The 17,781-nt window shown below is 47.2% G+C and carries 15 protein-coding genes; 11 read left to right on the top strand and 4 right to left on the bottom strand.

The genetic code is table 11. The features are described 5' to 3' along the window. Positions 1–13: 13 nt before the first annotated feature. Positions 14–2,164, bottom strand: a complete 2,151-nt coding sequence (locus tag Q0101_RS10375) for a TonB-dependent siderophore receptor (RefSeq protein WP_297945276.1) — start codon at positions 2,162–2,164, stop codon at positions 14–16. Positions 2,165–2,351: 187 nt separating this feature from the next. Here Q0101_RS10375 and folE point away from each other — a divergent pair, with 187 nt between their 5' ends. From folE to Q0101_RS10355, 4 genes are all read left to right on the top strand, one after another. Beyond that, on the top strand, positions 2,352–2,936 hold the full coding sequence (gene folE, locus Q0101_RS10370) for a GTP cyclohydrolase I FolE (RefSeq protein ID WP_297945273.1): 585 nt from the start codon (positions 2,352–2,354) through the stop codon (positions 2,934–2,936). 111 nt (positions 2,937–3,047) lie between these two features. Then, positions 3,048–4,247, top strand: a complete 1,200-nt coding sequence (locus Q0101_RS10365; RefSeq protein WP_297945270.1) for a NifS family cysteine desulfurase — start codon at positions 3,048–3,050, stop codon at positions 4,245–4,247. 3 nt (positions 4,248–4,250) lie between these two features. Further along, the gene (locus Q0101_RS10360; protein WP_177387504.1) at positions 4,251–5,252 is read left to right on the top strand and encodes an iron-sulfur cluster assembly scaffold protein; all 1,002 of its coding nucleotides are present in this window, start codon (positions 4,251–4,253) and stop codon (positions 5,250–5,252) included. Between the two features lie 398 nt (positions 5,253–5,650). Next, entirely contained in the window at positions 5,651–6,439 is a 789-nt protein-coding gene (locus Q0101_RS10355) for a transporter substrate-binding domain-containing protein (protein ID WP_297945267.1), read from the top strand. Between the two features lie 611 nt (positions 6,440–7,050). On the opposite strand, the gene Q0101_RS10350 is transcribed toward Q0101_RS10355, so the two are convergent. Then, positions 7,051–7,737 (bottom strand): SapC family protein, encoded by a 687-nt coding sequence (locus tag Q0101_RS10350; RefSeq protein WP_297945264.1) that lies wholly within the window; start codon positions 7,735–7,737, stop codon positions 7,051–7,053. A gap of 149 nt (positions 7,738–7,886) precedes the next feature. Between Q0101_RS10350 and Q0101_RS10345 the strand changes: the two genes are divergently transcribed. Together Q0101_RS10345 and Q0101_RS10340 are read left to right on the top strand one after the other, a co-directional pair. Continuing rightward, on the top strand, positions 7,887–8,660 hold the full coding sequence (locus Q0101_RS10345; protein ID WP_297945261.1) for a 3'(2'),5'-bisphosphate nucleotidase CysQ: 774 nt from the start codon (positions 7,887–7,889) through the stop codon (positions 8,658–8,660). Between the two features lie 63 nt (positions 8,661–8,723). After that, complete coding sequence (locus Q0101_RS10340) at positions 8,724–9,119, top strand: type II secretion system protein (RefSeq protein WP_297945258.1); 396 nt, start codon at positions 8,724–8,726, stop codon at positions 9,117–9,119. 28 nt (positions 9,120–9,147) lie between these two features. Here Q0101_RS10340 and Q0101_RS10335 read toward each other — a convergent pair whose 3' ends face one another. Further along, positions 9,148–9,759, bottom strand: coding sequence for a disulfide bond formation protein B (locus Q0101_RS10335; protein ID WP_297945255.1), 612 nt, complete (start codon positions 9,757–9,759; stop codon positions 9,148–9,150). A gap of 96 nt (positions 9,760–9,855) precedes the next feature. On the opposite strand from Q0101_RS10335, the gene Q0101_RS10330 reads away from it, so the two are divergent. The 5 genes from Q0101_RS10330 (at position 9,856) to Q0101_RS10310 (ending at position 16,803) form a co-directional block, all read left to right on the top strand. Next, on the top strand, positions 9,856–10,425 hold the full coding sequence (locus Q0101_RS10330; protein WP_297945252.1) for a TRAP transporter small permease subunit: 570 nt from the start codon (positions 9,856–9,858) through the stop codon (positions 10,423–10,425). Positions 10,426–10,518: 93 nt separating this feature from the next. Continuing rightward, positions 10,519–11,880, top strand: a complete 1,362-nt coding sequence (locus Q0101_RS10325; protein WP_005871492.1) for a TRAP transporter large permease subunit — start codon at positions 10,519–10,521, stop codon at positions 11,878–11,880. Between the two features lie 41 nt (positions 11,881–11,921). Next, positions 11,922–13,760, top strand: coding sequence for a biotin/lipoyl-containing protein (locus tag Q0101_RS10320; protein WP_297945248.1), 1,839 nt, complete (start codon positions 11,922–11,924; stop codon positions 13,758–13,760). A gap of 132 nt (positions 13,761–13,892) precedes the next feature. Further along, entirely contained in the window at positions 13,893–15,476 is a 1,584-nt protein-coding gene (gene pckA, locus Q0101_RS10315) for a phosphoenolpyruvate carboxykinase (ATP) (protein ID WP_297945245.1), read from the top strand. Positions 15,477–15,558: 82 nt separating this feature from the next. Beyond that, entirely contained in the window at positions 15,559–16,803 is a 1,245-nt protein-coding gene (locus Q0101_RS10310; RefSeq protein ID WP_297945243.1) for a CAP domain-containing protein, read from the top strand. A 100-nt stretch (positions 16,804–16,903) separates the two neighbouring features. On the opposite strand, the gene Q0101_RS10305 is transcribed toward Q0101_RS10310, so the two are convergent. Next, positions 16,904–17,458, bottom strand: coding sequence for a hypothetical protein (locus tag Q0101_RS10305; protein ID WP_297945240.1), 555 nt, complete (start codon positions 17,456–17,458; stop codon positions 16,904–16,906). Positions 17,459–17,781 lie beyond the last annotated feature (323 nt).

Below are 17,781 nucleotides of genomic sequence, written 5' to 3'. Positions count from 1 at the left end.
AGCAGGCTTGAGGCTAAAATTTTACCGATACGTTAAACATAAACTGCCGCGCGTAGCCCATCTGAATAGGTATCACGCTCGTGGTCGTGCCGGTCGAGGATGAGGTGTAGTATTTTTTGTCGGTCAAATTTTTGACGTTGAACGAAAAATTCGTATCATAGCCCGAAATTTTAGTATCGTAGCTCACGAAGGCGTCATAAACCACGGCGTGAGGCAGCTTAAACGCCGTTCCTGCGGGCACGCTCGGTAGGTTCGTGCGCATATAATAGGTGTACCACGAGCCGAAGTATCGCGCGCCGCCACCAAGCCTAAGCCCCTTTGCGCCTAGATGCGCAAAATCGTAGTTGGCAAATAGGCTTGCTTGGTGCTTCGGCGTCGCTTCCAGCGGTTTGCCGATTAGCACCGCAAAAGCGCCGTCGTCCTCACGCACTCTCGTTTTGGTATATGCATAGCTTGCCGACATGCTAAGTCCCTGCGTCACGCGCCCGTTTATATCGAGTTCAAATCCTCGCGAGCGAGCCTTGCCGATCGTCTCGCTTATATTATTTACCGTCCGCAGGATGTTTCTTTTATCGATATTAAACACCGCCGCGCCCGCAGTGACGCGATCGTTTTGAAATTTAGTGCCGAGCTCCACGGATTTGCCTTCCTCCGGCTTTAGATCGCCGCCTATCGCCTCGCCTATGGACATCTGCGGCGTGAAGCTTTGCGAGTAGTTAGTATATACTGACCACTGCGGGCTTAACAGGTACAAAAGCCCGCCCTGATAGGTCGTAGCGGCCTTTTTCTGATCGGTGTTGTTCGGTCCTTGCCAGCTTTGTTTGGCTACTTGATCGTAAAATTCCCTACGCACGCCCAAAGAAAGTATTAGCTCGTCGGTTAAATTTATATTATCTTGGGTGTAAAGACCGATCGTTCTTAGCTTTTGATATTGTATTTTTGGCTCTCTATCGTTCGTTAGGACGGCGCCCGAAGCGGTCTGTCCGGTAAGCATATTGATGCGCCCTGCGGTGCCTTTTAGCGCGCCCGGGCGGTATCTGTAGTAATTTTTGTAATCCGTGCCGAAAAGGACGTCGTGCTTAAGCGGACCCGTTTCAAATTTGCCGTTTAGCGTGACGCTTGCTGCGTGCGTGCGGTGTATGAAATTATCGTAGTAGTTATACGATCGCGTCGTGCCGGTAAGACCTTGGGGCGTGAATGGATTGTTCGGACGGACGTAGCCGTATTCGTGCTTGCTGCGCGAGAAAGCATAGGCGCCTTTTAATATCCAATCCTCGTTAAATTCCTTCTCAAAGCCGAAATCAACCGTATCGAGTTTGCTTTGTAGTTTATTTACCGGTTCGTCGAAGCGGACTTTGCCGCTGCCGTAAATTTTACCCGTACTCGGCACCAAAAACGCGCCGCGATCCACCGGATCGGTAGAGCGGCTATGGGTGTAGCCTAAGCTTATCGAATAATCGTCTCCTTGATACGCAAGCGACGGCGCAAAGAGCGTGTTTTTTATACCGCCGAAATTTCGCCAATAATCCTTCGCGTAGTAATCGAATATAAATCTATACGCAAAGCCGCTATCCGCAATCGGCCCTGTAGTATCAAATCCCGCGTCCCAATAGTTGCGATTGCCCAGCCCGCCCCAAATTTCATTTATAAACTCATACTGCGGCTTTTTGGTTACCATGTTTATGACGCCGCCCGGTTGCTGGGCACCGTAGAGCATGCTCGCGGGCCCTTTTAGAACCTCGACGCTTTGAATGGTTTTATTGAAATTGTGCATCACGGCGCCCGGCACGTCGTTGCGCATAATCGAGCCGTCGCGACCCTCGCCGAAGCCACGCTTAATGATCGCATCGAAAATATTTCCCGTCGTATTTGCATAGCTTATGCCGCTTACGTTTTGTAGCGATTCCGCTAAGGTTTCTGGCTTTTTGTCCTTTAGATGCTGCTGCGTTACGACATTTACGGTTTGTGGAATTTCTAGAATTCTCTTAGTCGTCTTGCCGATCTCGCTACGTACGGCGCGGTAACCGTCGTCGTTATTCGCCCATTCTACGACCTCGATATCGCCTAGGTTTTCGCTCGAGGCGGAGCTTGCCACGGCGTTTTGTTCGGCGCAAGCAAAAGAAAAAAGCGCCAAAGCCGCGCCAAAACTCATCTTAAATTTCATTACCGAACTCCTTGTAGATAAAGCTTATCAAAACGATGGATTTTAAACAAAAATTTCTTAAATTTAAATATATTATCATTAACATAATGAGATTGATAAAATTTCGCGTGGAATTTTAAAATTTATCAGCGTTATAAAAGGCGTTTTTGAGTAATATCGCGCATCGATCTTTAAGGAATTGCTAAAAATGGACGAAAAAAGCCGAGCGAAATTTGAAAACTGCGTCTCGCAGATACTTGAAATTTTAGGCGAGGATCCGAGGCGCGACGGGCTTGCGAAGACGCCCGAGCGCGTGGCTAAAGCCTATGAGTTTCTAACTAGCGGTTACGAGCTGGATCCAAAAGAAATTTTAAACGACGCGCTGTTTGAGAGCAGCAACAATGAGATGGTTTTGATAAAAGATATAGAATTTTATAGTCTCTGCGAGCACCATCTGCTGCCTATCATCGGGCGCGCGCATGTCGCGTATATCCCGAATAAGAAGGTCGTAGGGCTTAGCAAAATTCCGCGTATGGTAAATATTTTCGCGCGCAGGCTGCAGATCCAAGAGCAGCTTACCGAGCAGATCGCAAGCGCCATCGAGGAGGTGATCCATCCGCTCGGCGTGGGCGTGGTGCTGCAGGCGCGGCACATGTGCATGGAGATGCGCGGCGTGCAAAAGATCAACTCGACCACGACTACGTCGGCACTGCGGGGGCTTTTTATCAGCCGAAACGACACGCGCAAGGAATTTTTCGATCTAATAAATTCTCCGAAAACTTTTGGTTTTTAAAACGGTAAGCGTTAAAGAAAAATTTAGCAATTATGTTATATTATCGTGCGAAATTGATAAAAGAGCGAAATTGTCTGATTAAATTTCAGACAAATTTTAGAAAGGAATTTTATGCAGCGCGTTTATTTAGATAATAACGCCACTACGATGGTCGATCCCGAAGTTTTTGAGGAGATGAAGCCGTTTTTTTGCGATAAATATGGCAACCCAAACTCCCTTCACAGCTTCGGCAGCGAGACTCACCCTGCGTTAAGGACCGCGATGGATAGGCTTTATGCGGGGCTTGGCGCTGCGGATGCGGACGATATCGTCATCACAAGCTGTGCGACCGAGAGCAATAACTGGGTTTTAAAAGGAATTTACTACGATAAAATTCTAACGGGCGAGAAGGATAATATCGTCATAAGCTCCGTCGAGCACCCCGCAATCAGCGCGACCTGTGCTTTTTTAGAAAAAATTTGCGGCGTAAAGATCACACGTCTTGGCGTCGATAAAAACGGACAGATCGATCTTGACGAGCTTGCCGAAAAAATTAACGACAAAACCGCACTTGTTAGCGTGATGTGGGCAAATAACGAAACCGGCACGATCTTCCCCGTAAAAAAAATCGCACAAATCGCACACGAGCATGGCGCGCTATATCATGCCGACGCGGTGCAAGCGATAGGTAAGATAAAGGTGAACGTGCGCGATGCGGACGTGGATTTTTTAAGCCTTTCCGGGCATAAATTTCACGCTCCAAAGGGCGTCGGCGCACTCTATATTAAAGATAGCAAGCCGCTTACGAGCCTGCTTCACGGCGGCGAGCAGATGGGCGGGCGCCGCAGCGGCACGCTAAACGTCGCGGGCATCGTAGGGCTCGGCAAAGCCTTGGAGCTAGCGAATAAATTTATGGATTTTGAGCGTACTCAGGTAAGCAGACTGCGCGATAAGCTGGAGGACGCGCTTTTGCAAATTTCAAGCGTAAGCGTCGTGGGCGATCGCAGCATTCGCGTGCCAAATACCATCCTCGCCTCGATCCAAGGCGTCGAGGGAGAGGCGATGCTGTGGGATCTAAATAAAGCGGGTATCGCCGCTTCTACCGGCTCTGCGTGTGCGAGCGAGGCGCTCGAGAATAATCCGATAATGGAAGCGATCGGCGCGGATAAGGAGCTGGCGCATACGGCGCTAAGACTTTCGCTGTCGCGCTTTACGACGGAGGCGGAAATCGATTACGCGATCGAACATATTAGTAAAGCTATCGCCCGTCTGCGCGGGATTTCAAGCACGTTTGCTTACGCACCGCAAGGTTATGAGAAAAATAAAGGATAAAAAATGGCAAAAAATAGTTTGATAAACGGCTCGATCTGGGAGCAGTACTCGCAAAAAGTGCAGGAGCGTATGAATAACCCTCGCTATATGGGCGAGATCACCGAGGAGGAGGCGAAGGCTAGGGGCGGCAAGCTCGTGGTCGCGGACTTCGGCGCCGAGAGCTGCGGCGATGCGGTGCGGCTGTATTGGTTGATCGATCCTAAGACCGATAGAATTTTAGACGCTAAATTTAAAAGCTTCGGCTGCGGCACGGCGATTGCCAGTTCGGATACGATGGCTGAGCTTTGTATCGGAAAGACCGTCGATCAAGCGGTAAAGATTACAAATTTAGACGTAGAGCATGCGATGCGCGATAATCCCGACGAGCCCGCCGTACCGCCGCAAAAGATGCACTGCTCGGTCATGGCATACGATGTCATTAAGCAGGCTGCGGCGAATTATAAGGGCGTCGATCCTGCGCATTTCGAGGATGAGATCATCGTGTGCGACTGCGCGCGCGTGAGCCTCGGCACGATCAAAGAGGTGATCCGCCTAAACGACCTTCACACGGTCGAGGAGATCACGCAATACACCAAAGCAGGTGCGTTTTGCAAATCCTGCGTGCGCCCGGGCGGACACGAGGAGAAGGATTACTATCTGGTTGATATTTTAAAGCAAACCAGAGAGGAGATGGAGCGAGAGAGACTTCAAGCTCAAGCCGAGGCGAGCGCCGCCACTAGCGCGAAAGCGGGAGCTGAGATGAGCTTCGAGCAGTTAAATTTAATCGGTAAATTTAAAGCAGTCGAAGGAGTGCTTGACGAGGATATCCGTCCGATGCTTCAGATGGATGGCGGCAATCTCGACGTCATCGATATCAGACCTGCAGACGACGGCAAAACGGACATATATATCCGTTATCTTGGCGCTTGTAGCGGCTGCGCCAGCGGTGCGAGCGGTACATTATACGCGATCGAAAATGTTTTGCAAGAAAATCTAAGCCCGAACATCCGCGTAATGCCGATCTAAGGCTATACTGCTACGGTTTGCATCTTGGCATAGTTTTTAGCGAAATTTTAAGAACTTGGGCTTTTGCGCGATTGATGCAGTGCTAAATTTTGCCCCTTAGCTAAATCTGCGTAGAATTTCGTAGTTTGCTTTTAAAAATATCGCAAATTTCGCTAAGGTTTTTTAGCGTTAAGTCTATCCGAAAAATTAAGTTTGTTTATAAATTTAATTAAAAGCTTTTTATTTCGCTCGTGTAAGTTTTTTATGAGATTTCGTTTGTAAATTAGGCATAGAATTTTCTTCGCAAATTTCGTCTTTCCATAAATTTAGATGAAAATGCGCCATAAATCGCAGAATTTTAGCTGGCTATAATTTCTTTTTATTATAATTGCGCCTTATTTTAACTAAAAGGGGAGCAAATGAAAGTATTTGTTTTGGCGGCTCTACTACTTGGTTTTCTATCTGCAAATTCTTTGGATCAGATCAAAAAAGATAGGCTCGTTCGCATCGGTGTATATAACGATCAGCCGCCGTTTAGTGCGCTCGTAGACGGCAAATACAGGGGATTTGAGATTGCTCTTGGCGAAAAGCTCGGTAAGGAGATTTTCGGCGATAATCCTGGCAAGGTAAAATTTATCCCGATCACGGCTTCAAGGCGCATTAGCGCTTTACAGCGCAATGAAGCGGATATGGTGATTGCGACCTTTACTCCGACGCCCGCGCGAGCGAAAAAAGTAGATTTTTCGGAGCCTTATTTTAAGGTGCAGGTAGGTGTGCTAGCCAAAAAAGACGAAAATATCACGAGCTTCGATCAACTCCGCAAAAAGAGGATTTTCGTCATCAAACACTCTCCTATTCACAATTTCTTACGAAAAGCGGGCTTTAGGAAGAATTTAAACTTTTGCGCCAGCTCGGCTAAATGCTACCGCGCTTTCAAGAGGGCGAAAAACGCCGTACATGTCGATGATAACCTAATCCTGCACGCATACGCAATCATCGATAATAAAACGCAGGTTGCTTTGGATGGTCTAGGTAAGCAAACTTACAACGCAATCGCCGTGCAGAAGGGCAATAATGCGCTGCTAGAGCTAATCAATAAATCTTTAGCAGGACTAAAAAAAGATGGATTTTTGGATAAGACCTTTGATGATACGCTCGGGATTTTCTATCACGGCACGATCGATAAGAAGGAATTCTTGGTTGAATAAAATTTCGTGCAGAATTTAATTCGTGCGTTTGACTTCCGCGTAAAATTCAGTTCATTGTAATGATGGAGCGAGAAAAATACGTTGCGGGCTTAATTTGCTTTTAGAATTCGGTCTTGATTTTGCTTGCCTGTGTTTTGAGGCATGTAATTTTTATGGGGGTTTATTTAAATTCTACTATTCATAGAATTTTTAGGTAAACTTGCAAAATTTAATTTTTTTGATGCATAAAATATTTTTTGTGATGCATATTTTAAATTTTATAAATTTATCTACTTGAAAGAAATTAAGAATTTAATAGAATTTTATGCAAAAATTTGGGCTTGAAATTTTATGTATAAAATCCTGCGTGGACAGGGTGATAAATTCTGCCATAAAATTTTATGGCAGAATTATGCGGTCAGGCTCGCAGTACGCTTAATCTTAGCTGCGAATAAAGTCATTTAGGCTCTAAGACTTATTCTACTAGATAAGCTTAATGGGTATTTATAAAAACAACTCACGCCGTAAAATACTTGCGACAATTTCGCGCAATATTGCTTTTAGGAATTAAATTCCGCGACATTAAATCATAAAATTCTAAAAATTTCGAGCTATTCAAGTAGCGAAAACGTCTATTTTTTCGCTTCTTTCGGCGTAATCGGCGGATCGAGCTGCATGATCTTATCGCCTAGGCGCTGAAAATTTGCAAGGCTTTTTAGATGGAAATACGCTAGCTCCAGATATCCGCGGCGCGCAAAATCCGCAAGCTTTTTATCGCTTAGCTTCAAAAGCTTTTCGCGATTTACGACCGAAAAGCCGTTTAGCAGAGACGATTCCTTGCCGCTAGAGTTGATGCCAAGCTCCTTGGCCTCTAAAATCCCCGCCTTTTGGAATTCCGCCGCCGCAACGCGCGTGCGCATATCTAAATCGGCGTAATTTTTCATCACCTCTTTTAAATTTTCCAAAAACGGCGTCGGTTTGCCGTCTTTAAAAAGCGCCTCGCCGTCGCCTTTGATCTGCTGCGCGTCTTTGTCGAAGCAGATCGCCGTCTGATCGCCGATCTGGGCTAAGAAAAACGGATAATTCTGCACCGAGGAGGGCACCGCTCCCTTATAATCCTTATCGATTAGAACGTTTTTGGTGCGCCCTAGCAGTGCCACCATTTTGGGCTCTTTTTCGATAGTGAATACGATAACGAGGTTGTCCGCGCAAAACGGAATCTCCGGTGCGATCACCGGCACGAAAGGCGCGGTGGGGAATGCGTCCGCGTGATACTTCAAATCCGCGTGTTTAACGCTATCTAATACGACTGGGGTCATGTTGATCCTTTAAAAAATTTTAGCAATTATATAAAAAAGAATATTAAAATTCTAAAGGGTTTTGAAATTTCGCTCGTTTTTACTTGCGTAAATTTATAGATTTGGAATTTTAAATTTGATAGAATTGCCGTTAAATTTAAGGAGCGAAAGTGGGCTTGGATGAGCTTTTGGCGCTTGCCGAGGGCGCCGCAAAAAAGGCAAACGTCGCGATAATGCAAAACTACGACAAATTCGATATCTTTGTCAAAGCGGACAGATCGCCGCTTACGAATGCCGATCTTGCGGCAAACGATGTAATAATGCGCACTCTAGAGCCTAGCGGCATCGCGATCTGCTCGGAAGAGTGTGTGCTGGAAAGCAAGCGGCGCATGAGCGAGGAGAGATTTTGGCTGATAGATCCGCTGGACGGCACGAAGGAGTTCATCGCTCGCAACGGCGAGTTTTGCGTCTGCATCGCGCTGATCGAGCATGGGCGTCCGATTTTAGCGGTAATCGGCATACCCGTAAGCGGCGACATATATAGCTCAAATGGCGGCGGAGTCTATAAAAACGGCGCGCTGCTCGCTTGCCCCGCTAGTGCGCCGCAAATCTTCATGCACGGCCGCCATAGCAAATCCGAAAAATATCCGCAATTCGCGCAAAAATTTAAAATGCAGCTCGTGCGCAAAGGCTCTGCGATAAAATTTTGCATCTTAGCCGAGGGGGGCGCTAGTGCGTATGCGAGATTTAGCGACTGTTCGCTTTGGGACATCGCCGCGGGAGATTTTTTGCTACATCAAAGCGGCGGAGCGGTAGTGGATCTAAAGACGATGAAGGCGCCGCTTTATAACGGAAAAAGCCTGATAAATAACCACTATTTGGCGGTCGGCGCGAATGCGATGAAAAATTTATCTGAGATGTTAGAATTCGCAAAGAACTTTTAAGTTAAATTTATAGTAAACACTCTATAATATAGGTCCAAAAATTTTTTATCAAAGGATAAAAACATGAAGGGCTTTACTATGATCGAATTAATTTTCGTGATCGTGATTTTAGGTGTTTTGGCGGCAGTTGCCATCCCAAAACTAGCAGCTACGCGCGACGACGCAGAGGTTGTTAGAGCGGCGCAGAATGTATCCACGTCGCTGACCGATCTAATGGCTTATTATACTTCGCAAGGCGAGTATGATAATAGCACGACAGGTTTTAATAACATGACGAATGTTAAAAATCCTATTACCGCAAAGAATAAGGTTTGTGCTACATACACTGTCGATAGCAAAAATAAGGTTACTCTTAAAAAGAGTACAGATGGCCTATGTGCTCACGTATGGGAGATGCCGGGGCTAAAGAATATAAATACTGTATATTCGTCTGATGCTTTGCTAATTATTACACAGTAACTTCTTTGGCGCAGATTTGGCGCAGAGGCTACCTCTGCGCCTTCTTATTCAAAAACCCAAGAAAAATTCCAATCGTCCAAATAATTGCGAAAAATATAAAGATAAAACTCCAAAATTGTGCTAAATCCACGTTTTTACTTACCGGGAATAGATACCAGCCTCCGCTATAAAGCGCCGTTAGTTTGGCTTGCAGTCCGTCTAGCGTTGTATTGGTCGGCACCGCCGGTACGTCGAATGCGCAGCTGTTAAATGGCTTAAAAATTGGCACTACGCTTAGATCAAAATTTAAAAATTTCACCGCTCCACCACAGCCGCTCATCCCGCTCATATCTCCGCTCCCTCGCAGTACCGTGTGAATTTTAGCTAAATTTAATGACGATACGAAGCCCAGCGCCGCGCCGTAAAACCACACCGCATATCCGCAGATCGCGCCGTAAACGTCCTTGCCGCAAACCGCTAAAATCACCGCTCCTAGCGCTATGGCGCAAAGTGCGAATCTCACGTGAATGCTAAAGCTTTCCGGATAGATAAAAAGGAATTTTTGCAAGAAAAAATATGAAAATGCTAGCCAAAAAATCGCCCAGATAGCGCAAAAGGCGAGAAATCTTTTAGAGTATCTGTTTTGAAATTTTAAAATCATAAAAATCCTTTCCGCGCATAATTTTATAATAAATTGCAGATATTTTTGCTAAAATCCCAACTTTTATAGCAAAAATTTCAAGCAAAGGGCAAAATTTTGAGGAATTTTTTACGCAGATTAGAAAGAGCTTTTGATGCGTTCGCAAATATCTTAGGCGTATTAAGTATCGTATTTTTGGCGCTTTTAGTTATAGTTGTTTTTTACAATGTTGTGGCGCGTTATCTTTTTCCAGCCGCAAATTCCGTCGCTATGCAAGAACTTACGTGGTGGCTATATTCGGCGATGTTTTTATTCGGTGTGACCTACGCACTCAAAGAAAACGCCCACGTTCGCGTGGATATTTTTTACGAAAAATTTAGTCCCACTGCAAAAGCGCTCATAAATATCTTAGGTACGATATTTTTCATTTTGCCTTTCGTAGCGCTCGTGGCATTCTTTTCGATCGATTACGTGAGCGAGGCTTATACGAGCCATGAGGCCAGCGCCAATCCCGGCGGCATGCAGCATCTTTGGATCATCAAGTCCGCAATCACGCTTAGCTATGCGTTTTTATTTATCTACGCATTTGGATTTTTGATTAAAAATATTAACGCCCTGCTTGATGTTAGGGAAAACAAAGGCTCGGAATTTCTTAGTGGGAATTCTTCGGGCGCACAAAGTGTGTGAGGGCAGAATGAGCTTAAATTTAAAATTCTATAAATTTTACGCTTTTCGCGTTTGGGCGGAATTTTGCCACGGCGAGATAAAAGGTGGCGAGCTATGATAGGCATAGTGATGTTTGCGGCAGCGCTTTTTATGCTGTTACTCGGTTTTCCCGTTGCGTTTACGTTCGGCGCCGTGGCTGTGATTTTTGGCTTTATCTACGGACTTAGTGAGGCGTGGGATTACGCGCAGGGCTTTGAAATTTTAACCGAAGCTTTCGAGGATATGAGCAGGCAGTTTTTCTCACTGATGCCTAATAGAATTTACTCGATTATGGAAAATCAGCTGCTAATTTCGGTGCCGCTTTTTATTTTGATGGGTATGATTTTGCAAAAGACTCGTCTTGCGGAGCGTTTATTAGAGTCGATGGCATTTTTATTCGGTGGCGTACGAGGCGGCGTGGCGATCAGCACTGTTTTGGTGGGCGCGTTACTTGCGGCTACGACGGGCATCGTGGGCGCGACTGTCATCGCTATGGGCGTCATCAGTCTACCCGTGATGATGAAATACGGCTACGATAAGCCCCTAGCTACCGGCACTATCGCTGCTGCGGGCACGCTTGGGCAGATTATCCCGCCCTCGATCGTGCTGATTATTTTAGGCGATATACTTTCGGTCTCTGTGGGTGATCTTTTCTCTGCAGCAGTTATTCCTGGGCTCGTGCTAGTTGGTTTTTACGTGATTTATATTGCGATTATTTCATATATTTGCAAAGATTATGCGCCGCCTGTTCCGCCGCTAGAGGGACTTAGCAAATCAAAGCAAATTTTTATCGCGCTTAAAAACGTCGTGCCGGTGCTCGTGCTGATTTTGCTCGTCTTGGGATCTATTTTTGCGGGCATAGCTACGCCTACGGAGAGCTCGTCGGTAGGCTGTTTGGGTGCGATAGCGCTAGCTGTTTTATACCGCACGTTTTCGTTTAGGCTGATCTATGACGCGCTAAAAAATACCGCTAAAATTTCGGGCATGGTTTTTATGATTTTGATGGGCGCCACGGCATTTTCGATGATTTTTTCTTACACGGGCGGAGATGAGGTCGTAAAAAATTTTATGGAAAATCTGCCTGGTCAAGCATGGGGATTTATCGCGCTTACGATGGTAGTTATCATAGTGCTTGGGTTTTTTCTCGATTATGTCGAAATTTCATATATCATTTTACCGATACTTTTGCCGATAGTAGAGTCTTTGCATATCAATCCCGTGTGGTTTGCGATCTTAATCGCTGTAAATTTACAAACGTCGTTTATGACGCCGCCATTTGGATTTTCGATATTTTTCTTAAAGGGCGTGACGCCGCCGCAAATCCACACCACGGATATTTACAAGGGCGTACTGCCTTTTATTTTATTGCAAATTCTAGTGCTATTAACGCTCGCAATCTTTCCGGGGGTTTTTGGTTTAAAAGCTTTTTTAGGCTAGAAATATTAAAATTCACGCTAAATTTAACCTAGGAGCTAAAAATGGCTAAAAAGCTTATCGACGTTATGGATACGACCTTCCGCGACGGATTTCAGTCTGTTTTCGGCGCGCGCGTGGCGATGGAGGATTTCCTACCCGCCGTTAGCGCGGCGAAGGACGCCGGCATCACGCACTTTGAGTTCGGCGGCGGCGCGCGGTTTCAGAGCCTATATTTTTACCTAAACGAAGACGCCTTTGAGATGATGGATAAATTTAGAAGCATCGTGGGGCCTGAGGCGAACCTGCAGACCCTTAGCCGCGGCGTCAATACCGTCACGCTCGATACCGGCAGCCGCGAGATCATCGATCTGCACGCCAAGCTTTTTGCCAAGCACGGCACGACGACGATTAGAAATTTCGACGCGCTAAACGACGTGGAAAATTTAAAATTTAGCGGCGAGTGCATACATCGCCACGGACTCAAACACGAAGTCGTAGTCACGATGATGGATCTGCCGCCGGGATGTAGCGGTGCGCACGACGCAGCGTTTTATGAGAGAATTCTGCGTCAAATTTTAGACGCGCAGATTCCGTTCGACAGCGTCTGCTTCAAAGACGCAAGCGGTACCAGCAGCCCGCAGAAGGTCTATGAGACGATCAAGCGCGCGCGTAAAATTTTAGGCGACGGCGTGCATATCCGCTTGCACACTCACGAGACGGCGGGAGTTAGCGTCGCATGCTACCAGGCTGCGCTCGTTGCGGGCGTGGACGGCATCGACCTTGCCGCGCATCCCGTAAGCGGCGGCACGAGTCAGCCGGACATCCTTACGCTACTGCACGCGACGAAAGGGCAAAATTTCGACCTGGGCCTGGATGCAGAGAAAATTTTAAAATACGAAGAGGTTTTGGGCGAGTGCTTGAAGGATTACTTCATGCCGCCAGAAGCTACGCAGGTAAGCCCACTCATTCCGTTTTCGCCGATGCCCGGAGGCGCGCTTACGGCAAACACTCAGATGATGCGCGATAATAAAATTTTAGACAAATTCCCAGCCGTCATCAAGGCTATGCGCGAAGTCGTCGAAAAGGGCGGCTTCGGCACGAGCGTAACGCCGGTTAGCCAGTTTTATTTCCAGCAGGCGTTTAACAACGTAATGTTCGGCCCGTGGAAAAAGATCGCCGAGGGCTACGGCAAGATGGTGTTAGGTTATTTCGGCAAAACGCCCGTTAAGCCGGACGAAGGCGTGATTAAGATGGCGGCGGAGCAGCTGGGACTACAGCCTACGACCAAACATGCCGTAGATATCGCCGATGCCGACGAGAGCAAGAGTGTCGCGTATGCGCAGAAGATTCTACGCGAGCAGGGCATCGAGCCTAGTGAGGAGAACGTATTCATAGCGCTTGCGTGCAAAGAAAAGGGCATCGCGTTTTTAAAAGGCGAGGGCAAGGTGATGAGTCGTAAAAAAGAGGACGTAGCGCCCGCTGCAAGCCATCAAAACGGTATTTCTAAAAATGGCAAATTTGACGTTAAGATTAACGGCAAAATTTACAGCGTAGAATTCGCCGGGCAAAACGTGCTCGTAAACGGCGATCGATACGACGTTAGCTTCGATACCTCAGCGCCCGCAAAGCCGCAGCCGCAAGGCTCCGCTGGCGAGCAGCCCACTGTTAACGCGCGAAGTGGTACGGACGATAACGATATAAAAGCGACGCTTCCTAGTAACGTATTTAAAATTTTAATAAAGGAAGGCGACGCTGTTAAGGCGGGACAGAATGTCATCGTTCTTGAAGCGATGAAGATGGAGATAAATATCGAAAGCCCGCGTGATGGCATAATCGATAAAATTTTGATCGCTCAAGGCGATACGGTCGATGCCGATCAAGTGCTCGCGATTTTAAGATAAGCTCTAAAATTTAGGCGGGCGCTTCCGCCTAAATTTCATGGCGACAATCCTCGGTGCTTAAGCGAGCTCACCTAAATTTTAAGCTATAATAGCGCAATCTTTTATCAAAATTTAATTTAAAAAGGACGCAAAATGACAACTCCGAACGATTTGGATAAACTAGGTCTTAAAAATATCAAAAAAATCAATCACAACCTAAGCTACGACGAGCTTTTCGAGCTTGAAAAGGCAAGAGGCGAGGGGCGCGTATCAAGCAACGGCACCTTTATGGTCGATACCGGCATCTTTACGGGTCGCAGCCCGAAGGATAAGTACTTCGTAAAACAAGACCCGAGCCAAAAATACATCGCCTGGGGCAAGATAAATCAGCCTATCTCAAAAGAACTTTTCGATAAGCTTTTAGCCAAAGCTAAAGCCCAGCTAAGCGGCAAGGAAATTTTTATCCAAGACGCCTATTGCGGCGCGAGCAAATCCAGCCGTAAAAACGTGCGCTTCGTAACCGAAGTCGCGTGGCAGGCGCATTTCGTAAAAAATATGTTCATCCGCCCAAGCAAGAGCGAGCTAGCGGAATTTCATCCCGATTTTGTCGTTTACAACGCGTGCAAATGCAAAAACGAAGATTACGCGAGCGACGGGCTGCATTCCGACGTTTTCGTTATCTTTAACGTCGAGGAAAATGTCGCGGTTATCGGCGGCACGTGGTACGGCGGCGAGATGAAAAAAGGAATTTTTTCTATGATGAACTACTGGTTGCCGCTTGCGGGCAAGATGTCGATGCACTGCTCGGCAAACGTGGGCAAGGATGGCGATACGGCGTTATTTTTCGGCCTAAGCGGCACGGGCAAAACTACGCTATCGACCGATCCGAATCGCAAGCTGATCGGCGATGATGAGCACGGCTGGGACGATGAGGGGATATTTAACTTCGAGGGCGGCTGCTATGCGAAGTGCATAAATTTAGATCCAAGCAGCGAGCCTGAAATTTACGCCGCCATCAAACGCGACGCGCTACTTGAAAACGTGGTCGCGGATGAGGCTGGCGTCGTGGACTACAAAGACGGCAGCAAGACCGAAAACACCCGCGTTAGCTACCCGATCTATCATATCGAGGGCTACGAGCCAAGCTCTGCTGGCGGCCACCCGAAAAATATCATCTTTTTAACCGCCGACGCATTCGGCGTTTTGCCTCCGGTCGCAAAGCTAACCAAAGAGCAGGCGATCTATTATTTCCTAAGCGGCTACACGGCTAAAGTCGCAGGCACCGAGCGCGGCATCACCGAGCCCGTGGCGACATTTAGCGCGTGCTTTGGCGAGCCGTTTATGCCGCTGCATCCCACCGTTTACGCTAAGCTGCTGGGCGAAAAGATCGATAAGCACAACGTTAGCGTCTATCTGGTAAACACAGGCTGGAGCGGCGGCGCGTGCGGCGTGGGCAAGCGAATGAGCATCAAAGCCACGCGCGCGTGCGTAAACGCGATCCTGGACGGCAGCATCAAAAAGTGCGAATTTGAAAAATTTGAAAAATTTAACCTTGCGATCCCAAAAGAGCTAGCAGGCGTCGAGACGAAGCTGCTAAATCCGATCAACACATGGGAAAACAAGAGCGAATACGTCGCGACTCGCGATAAACTAGCGAGTATGTTTGAAGAGAATTTTAAACGCTACGAGGACGTAAAAGAGGGGGTCGAGTTTGCTAAAGCGGGCCCTACGGCTTAGGCTCCTGGGTCTCGGGGCGATTTGCGCGCTTTTTGCCGCATGCGAAAACACCCCTTCAAATTTAAAATAGCCGCTCGTTGCGATGAGCGGCTTTTCCTTTTACGACGATCCGCTAAGCTACATCAACAATGTGCGTGCAAAATCGGGGCTAAACTACTTTGCGCAGAATGAAATTTTAAATATCTCCGCGCTTAATCACGCAAAATATGTCGTCGCAAACGAGGCGATGTCGCACGACGAGAGCCCTGGCAAGCCGAATTTTACGGGCGAAAATCCGTCAAAGCGCGCTTTTTACGCAGGCTATAATGCCGCAGTACGGGAAAATTTATCCTATAACTCAAGCGATCTAAAAAGCGCGATCGATGGGCTTTTAAGCGCGATTTACCATAGATTTGCATTTTTGGATTTCGCCTCGGATGAGATCGGCATCGGCTATTTTGAGCACGGCAAAAAAAGTAGCTACGTTTTTGAGATGGGAAATTCGCGCCTCAACGCCTTTTGCTCGCGGAATTTAAACGACGAAGGAAGCGGTAAATTCCTACTTGGGATGTGTAAAAACGAAACGCTACGGATGAGGGAGGATAAGTTTAAAGGCGCTACTGCGCTGAACTCGCGCCCTTACGTCTACTACCCGAACGACGAGCCCGCGCTTGCATTTTTCAGCAATGAAATTCCAGACCCCATGCCCGAGTGCAAAATCACCGCAAATCCCGTAAGCGTAGAATTTAATTCCGAGGAACCGCCCGTAGCGATGAAAAGTTTTAAAATTTACGAAGGCGGCAGGGAGCTTCAAAACGTTAAAATTTTAGACAAAAACTCCGATCCTAACGCCATTTTAAGCGATAGGCAGTTTGTGCTTTTCAGCAGAGAGGTTTTTAAATTTGACGCTAAATACGGCGCGGAGTTTAATTACGAGCAGGGCGGGAAGCAAAAGACGCTGCAGTGGGAGTTTATCACGCAGGCGCCTAAATTTAGATACTTCGTCGTGCAAGGCGGAGAAAATTTGAGCGTGAAAAACGGCGCGTTTTACGATATATTCGTAACCCCGAAAGACTGCAACGATTTGATGAAAAGCTACAAAACCAGCTACTCTTTTATGGATAAGCCCGAAATTTCAAGCCCCGCGGCAAATATGCTGCGCGTAAAGCTAAACGGCGCAAAGGGCGCAAAGCTTGAAATTTCGACTGATAACGGCGCGGTAATAAACCTGTATTTAAGCGACGACTCTAAAAGCTACGGCGGCATGGGTAAAATTTATGCCGCAATCGCGGCGGTTTTGGCGGCGATCATTTTGTTTTATCTTTTGGCAAGGCGCAGAGGGCGATAGGCACGAGGCCTATTTTGCAACCTCTACTTTTGTCTGCGCGCACAGGGACGCATAATGCATATCCGGCGTGAAATTTAATGCGGAGACCTGCTTTTAAATTTTAAATTTCATCCCCATTTATCTCATCCGCAAGTTTTAAAATTTTAGCCTGCACCGCCTCAAGAGCGTAGATATCCATCCACTCTATTCCGCCCCCAGCACTAAAAAGCACGGCGATCCGCCCCTCGCTCATCGCGCGCTTGGCAAGCTTGGTTGCCGCGGGGCTGTTGCCCATATTTGGCGTTTCGTCTATGCTTATCTTGGCGCAGCAGCGTAAAATAGGTGCCAAATCAAACTCTCCCTCGAGCAAAATAATAACCGAGCCGCGCCTAAAGCTGCAGGCGTTCCAAAAGATCTCGGCGCCGTTTACGCATTCGCGCGAGAGATCGAGGCGAAATTTACCCCGCTCGCGCACGAGAAAACTAAACTCGCTCAAGTTTAGCGGGTGCTCCACACTACCGAATGCCCCCACGATGCTATCTTTGCGGCCGTTATAGACATAGGTGGCGAGCGCATTTTGCAGTAGCGGTGCGATGATCTGATCGTGCGCGCTCGTGTGATCGTCATCTCTGGCGCGGCCTGCGATCTTTACGAAAAACGGTTTGAAATACTCCATAAACGCTCCTTGAGCCTATAAAATTTGCTCGCTTTTGCTTTTAAATTTAGCGTTCACGGCGGTTAAATTTAGCCTGCTGTCGCCGCATTTTCGGCTCGCCTTTCAGCCGCCGCCGTTTTTAAATTTTAAAATTTTACGCAGGCTTTAGCGCGTAAAATTTCATACGCCGTTTTTCTAAATTTAACGCGCTTTTAGAACGCCGCGCGCCTAAATTTACCGCCCTAAAATTTCAAATTTATCGCCGTGCACCGCGATCGCCTCGGCGTTATTTATCGGCGCCAAATTTAACTTGCCGCCGTAAGCTTTTAAAATTTTAGCCGTGC

Origin of the sequence: uncultured Campylobacter sp., assembly GCF_937921625.1 — a bacterium.
GTDB lineage: Bacteria > Campylobacterota > Campylobacteria > Campylobacterales > Campylobacteraceae > Campylobacter_B.
This window is presented reverse-complemented; position numbering and strand designations above follow the sequence as displayed.

Coding starts and splice junctions, on each gene's coding strand:
- Q0101_RS10375 (WP_297945276.1), bottom strand. CDS start 2,164: ATGAAATTTAAGATGAGTTTTGGCGCGGCTTTGGCGCTTTTTTCTTTT.
- folE (WP_297945273.1), top strand. CDS start 2,352: ATGGACGAAAAAAGCCGAGCGAAATTTGAAAACTGCGTCTCGCAGATA.
- Q0101_RS10365 (WP_297945270.1), top strand. CDS start 3,048: ATGCAGCGCGTTTATTTAGATAATAACGCCACTACGATGGTCGATCCC.
- Q0101_RS10360 (WP_177387504.1), top strand. CDS start 4,251: ATGGCAAAAAATAGTTTGATAAACGGCTCGATCTGGGAGCAGTACTCG.
- Q0101_RS10355 (WP_297945267.1), top strand. CDS start 5,651: ATGAAAGTATTTGTTTTGGCGGCTCTACTACTTGGTTTTCTATCTGCA.
- Q0101_RS10350 (WP_297945264.1), bottom strand. CDS start 7,737: ATGACCCCAGTCGTATTAGATAGCGTTAAACACGCGGATTTGAAGTAT.
- Q0101_RS10340 (WP_297945258.1), top strand. CDS start 8,724: ATGAAGGGCTTTACTATGATCGAATTAATTTTCGTGATCGTGATTTTA.
- Q0101_RS10335 (WP_297945255.1), bottom strand. CDS start 9,759: ATGATTTTAAAATTTCAAAACAGATACTCTAAAAGATTTCTCGCCTTT.
- Q0101_RS10325 (WP_005871492.1), top strand. CDS start 10,519: ATGATAGGCATAGTGATGTTTGCGGCAGCGCTTTTTATGCTGTTACTC.
- Q0101_RS10320 (WP_297945248.1), top strand. CDS start 11,922: ATGGCTAAAAAGCTTATCGACGTTATGGATACGACCTTCCGCGACGGA.
- pckA (WP_297945245.1), top strand. CDS start 13,893: ATGACAACTCCGAACGATTTGGATAAACTAGGTCTTAAAAATATCAAA.
- Q0101_RS10310 (WP_297945243.1), top strand. CDS start 15,559: ATGAGCGGCTTTTCCTTTTACGACGATCCGCTAAGCTACATCAACAAT.
- Q0101_RS10305 (WP_297945240.1), bottom strand. CDS start 17,458: ATGGAGTATTTCAAACCGTTTTTCGTAAAGATCGCAGGCCGCGCCAGA.